The organism is Microbacterium sp. Bi128 (assembly GCF_918698205.1).
The window spans coordinates 1-3640 of sequence record NZ_CAKKMM010000441.1 but is presented as its reverse complement, the minus strand read 5'-3'; the positions used below and the strand labels follow the sequence as shown (position 1 = coordinate 3640).

The 3640-nt window shown below is 69.0% G+C and carries 6 protein-coding genes; 4 read left to right on the top strand and 2 right to left on the bottom strand.

Going from position 1 to position 3640, the window contains the following annotated elements; genetic code table 11:
• Positions 1-133: 133 nt before the first annotated feature.
• Positions 134-427 (top strand): hypothetical protein, encoded by a 294-nt coding sequence (locus tag LQV45_RS20640; RefSeq protein WP_230008620.1) that lies wholly within the window; start codon positions 134-136, stop codon positions 425-427.
• Positions 428-463: 36 nt separating this feature from the next.
• On the opposite strand, the gene LQV45_RS20635 is transcribed toward LQV45_RS20640, so the two are convergent.
• Positions 464-802 (bottom strand): hypothetical protein, encoded by a 339-nt coding sequence (locus LQV45_RS20635; protein WP_230008619.1) that lies wholly within the window; start codon positions 800-802, stop codon positions 464-466.
• 201 nt (positions 803-1003) lie between these two features.
• Here LQV45_RS20635 and LQV45_RS20630 point away from each other — a divergent pair, with 201 nt between their 5' ends.
• Positions 1004-1459, top strand: a complete 456-nt coding sequence (locus tag LQV45_RS20630) for a MarR family winged helix-turn-helix transcriptional regulator (RefSeq protein WP_138177667.1) — start codon at positions 1004-1006, stop codon at positions 1457-1459.
• Between the two features lie 7 nt (positions 1460-1466).
• Here the strand turns inward: LQV45_RS20630 and LQV45_RS20625 are convergent, their stop codons facing one another.
• Positions 1467-1787, bottom strand: coding sequence for an ATP-dependent DNA ligase (locus LQV45_RS20625; protein ID WP_230008618.1), 321 nt, complete (start codon positions 1785-1787; stop codon positions 1467-1469).
• Positions 1788-1928: 141 nt separating this feature from the next.
• On the opposite strand from LQV45_RS20625, the gene LQV45_RS20620 reads away from it, so the two are divergent.
• Together LQV45_RS20620 and LQV45_RS20615 are read left to right on the top strand one after the other, a co-directional pair.
• Positions 1929-2951, top strand: coding sequence for a glycoside hydrolase family 6 protein (locus tag LQV45_RS20620; RefSeq protein ID WP_230008617.1), 1023 nt, complete (start codon positions 1929-1931; stop codon positions 2949-2951).
• Between the two features lie 136 nt (positions 2952-3087).
• The coding region (locus LQV45_RS20615) for a response regulator transcription factor (RefSeq protein WP_230008616.1) at positions 3088-3640 on the top strand (553 nt) is incomplete at its 3' end.

The following is a 3640-nucleotide window of genomic DNA, read 5'->3' as shown; positions in this document are numbered from 1 at the left end:
GGCTTGACGGTACGTCCGAGCGGCGTGACACGAGTGTGCCCGAATCGCTAAGCGAATGGCCACGGTCACGCAACCCCCGGTCGCGAGCAGCCCCGGACTGTTGACTGAGAGCACGTCGACCGAGGAGGTGCCCATGACGCTCACGGACAGCACCCGCGCGGCACGGGCCGGCGTCGATCTGGACGCCCTTCTCGTGCGCGCCGCCTCGGGCGACCGCGGCGCCTTCGTCGACTTCTACGACGTGACGGCCCCGCGCGTGTACGCGGTACTCCTCACCCTCACCAGAGAGGCCGCGCGCGCCGAGTCCCTTCTGGAGGGCATCTACGTCGAGGCGTGGGAGCGCATGCGGGGACGATCGGCCCCGCCCTGCCCGGGCAGCGAGTGGATGTCGCTCATCGCGTACCGGCACGCGGCCGGTCGGGTCTGACCGATGACGTTCCTCCTCCGCGCGGTAGGTCCGGCGTCAGACCGTGCGCCGAGACGCCCCGGCCGGCTGTTCGGACGGCGAGTCGTCGAGGTCGATGCTGAGGCCGCTGGAGGAGTTCGCCGAGTTGGCGAAGGCCTGCAACAGCGTCGGGTCGAGCACCTCGGGCTCGACGGACCCGAAGACGAAACGCAGCGGGATCGCGGGTTGGATCCAGATCGTGCTGCGCCCGCCCTCTTCCTCGTCGGGGTGCCGCCACGACAGGGTGAAGCTCTCGCCGCGGCGGAGCTTGGTCGCGGTGACGACCTTCACGTGGGCGAGCACGCGATCCGGGATCCGGATCGGGCGCTCGGAAGAGCCGTAGAACAGTAGGCCCATGAGCATCTCCTTCCGGAGTTTTCGGCAGTCAGGATTTTACTAGATCGCCTAACCATCACAACGTGAATCACGCAGGAATCGCGGCGTTCCACCGAGTTTCTTTCGAGGTCACCGACGCGTCCGAGGCCGACGCCGCCGTACGAGTGCCTCGTTTGCGTAACTAGACTGTCGCCTCGGGCGGCCGGACCCGACAGGAGAGCAATGACGATCGTGACTGAAGACGACCCATCGACGGTCGCCGCCCGCGCCGTCGAGAGACTGCGCCTGGCCGAGGCTCGACTGGCCCGCCGCCGGCAGACCGACTGCGGACCAAGCGAGAACGCCCGTGCGGCGATGCGCCTGATCCTCGAACGGGCCGACGAGGGCGGCACCATCACCCCCACCGAGATCGCTCAAGCCCTGGCCGTGTCGACCGCCTCGGTGACGGGGATGCTCGACCGCTTGTACGCGGGCGGGCTGATCGGTTTCGTGGCGAACCCGGCCGATCGTCGCAGCAAGTTCGTCGTGCCCTTCGACCGCAGCACGGACGCCGATGCGATCGACCCGGTCACGGCGAGGATCCGCGAGTTCGCTCTCGATCTTCCCGCCGGCGCCGCGGACCAGCTCGCCGATTTCCTCGATCGCGTCCGCGAGGTCGTCGACGCCGAGTGCCGCTGAACTCGGCTCACACCGAGATCGACTCCGCGGCATCCGGATCCGGCTCCGGCACGACCGTCAGCCCGTTCGGCGAACTCGCCTCGTGCATGAGTTCGTCGATCCAACGACGGTTCACGTGCGGCGGACGACTGCCGTAGAAGTGGAACACCAGCGGGATCGATGGGTGGATCCAGAGAGTACGCGAGCCACTCCCGTCACCGACGGGGAAGTGGAACATGAATGGTTCGCCGCGACGGAGCTTGTTCATGAAGACCAGGCGCAAATGGGCCAGAGTCCGGTCCTCGACGTCGACCGCGTGACCGAGCGCGTTGTAAACCAATTTGCCCACGAGGACAGGGTATCCGCTCGATCGACCTAATCAGTGCACGACGGCGGCGCTTCGACCCCCGGGGGCGTCCGCCGTCATCACGGCCGGGTTCGCTCCTCGACCTGCGGCCGCGCACGGGATCGCTCGACTAAAGTCCTCAGAGTGGGGAGAGCACACCGCCCGAAGCGCCGGCGTCGGATTCCGCGGCCGGTCCTGGTGGGCGGGGCCGTCGTGCTCGTCGTGGCGCTTGTGGTCGGGATCGCCGTGGTGGGTTCCCTCGTGTCCTCCCTGTTCCAGACGCTGTCCGCGCGCCCTCCCGCCGTCGACACCCGCATCGTCACCCCGGACGAGTCGAAGGCCGCCAAGGCCGCCCAGCAGACGCCGGCGGGATCCGCCGAGGCCGAGGCCGCGTCCTGGTTGGCGGCGCAGCCCACGACCTATTGGCTGACTCCCGAGATCGACCCCGTCGACGAGGTGTGGGACCGGGTGGCCCACCTTTCGGCCGAAGCCCGTGACCAGGACGCCACCGTGTCCATCGCCGTCTACGGCCTGCTCGACCGGGATTGCGGCAACCACTCCGCCGGAGGTCTCGACCCCGACGCCTACCGCGAGTGGACCGCCCGCATCGGTGACGCGCTGCGCAATGCGTCCGACGTGCGCAAGATCGTCGTCCTCGAACCCGACAGCATCGCTCTCGCCCCCTCGTGCGGCTCCCTCGAGGAGCGCGCACGCCACTTGCGTACGGCGGTAGAGAACCTGCGCGGCGTGAACACCTGGATCTACCTGGACGGCGGTCATTCGGCATGGCATCCGGTGAACGAGATGGCCGACCTGCTGCGGTCGACCGGGCTCATCGATGAGGTCCGCGGCGTCGCCCTGAACGTCTCGAACTATCAGGACACGGCGAACGAGTTCGCCTACGCGCACCGACTGTCCGATCTCCTCGGCGGCACGCACGCGATCATCGACACCTCCCGCAACGGCGCAGGTCCTGCCGGACCGGACTGGTGCAACCCCGGCGGCCGACTCGTGGGCGCCGCCAGCGGCGCCTTCGGGGACGGTGTCGTGGACACCACACTCTGGATCAAGCCTCCGGGCGAGAGCGACGGCGAATGCAACGGCGGTCCCGTTGCGGGCACCTGGTGGCCGGATGCCGCAGTGGAACTGACGCGCGAGAGCCGCTGAACCGGGGCGGACGACCGCCGGCGGTCGCCGTCGACGCTCCGAAGTGTGTAAGGATGTGGCTCGGCCGCTCCGCGGTCGCCGTGCCTCGGGGGAGAGCGCGGGCACGACAGACGTGCGAAGCCGGAAGAGTGGTGGGATGAGCAACAGCACCGAGATGCTGAAGACGGCAGTGATCGTCGAGGACGACCCTGACATCCGTCATCTCCTCGTCGAGGTGCTCGAGTCCGCGGGGTTCTCCACCGTCTCCGTCGGCAACGGGATCGACGGGGTACGCGCCGTCATTGCGTATCAGCCGCTCATCACCACGCTGGATGTCAACATGCCGGGCATCGACGGCTTCGAGGCCGCACGCCGCATCCGACAGCAGAGCGACACGTACATCATCATGCTCACCGGCCTCGAGGAAGAGGCCGACGTGGTCCTGGGCCTGGGAGCCGGCGCAGACGAATACGTGGTCAAGCCCTTCCGCCCGCGCGAGTTGCGGGCCCGCATCGAGGCCTTGCTCCGGCGGCCCCGCGCCGGCAGCCCCGGAACGACCGCGCCGCGTCAAGACAGTGTCGGGCCTTCGTTCCCCACGGCCCGCCCCACGCCCGAGCCCGTGCGTCCCATGGAGGCCGCCCCGGCACCCACCCTGCCCGCTCCGCAACCGAGCGCCCCGGTGGTCGTGCCCTCGTCGCAGCGACCCGAGC